This is a genomic window from Marinifilum sp. JC120 (assembly GCA_004923195.1).
Lineage (GTDB): Bacteria > Desulfobacterota > Desulfovibrionia > Desulfovibrionales > Desulfovibrionaceae > Maridesulfovibrio.
This window is the reverse complement of sequence record RDSB01000236.1, coordinates 1-391: the sequence shown is the minus strand read 5'-3', so window position 1 is coordinate 391 and position 391 is coordinate 1. Positions and strand designations below refer to the sequence as shown.

1 protein-coding gene is annotated in these 391 nt (G+C 41.2%); it reads right to left on the bottom strand.

Annotation, left to right across the window (positions count from 1 at the left end; genetic code table 11):
* The coding region (locus tag D0S45_20945) for a type II secretion system protein (protein ID TIH03136.1) at positions 1 to 391 on the bottom strand (391 nt) is incomplete at both ends.

The following is a 391-nucleotide window of genomic DNA, read 5'->3' as shown; positions in this document are numbered from 1 at the left end:
TACTAAACAAAATGCACTAGGGGATTCCACCACATAAAAACGCTGGTTAATTGAATTACGCAGCCATTGCTTATCATCGACCAAGGTAATACTAGTATTAGTTACAGAATTAATTGCCGCCAAAGAATCAGGAAATAAGCCATAAAGTTCATCGGAGCTATTTGCCGCAATCGCTAAATAATCACCACTTCCTCCAGAGATGACAAAAGGAGAAACAACAATTGGAGTAATACTGCCAATAGCAATCGCCCCATTTGCCACACTCGGCAACTCATCCATATATAAACCACTGGAAACAATGGGCATGAACTCTAAACAAGCGCCATCGTTTAGCACTCGCACACTGTAAGGCAGTGCATTACGCAAACGATGTTCAAGATAATTAGAAGCC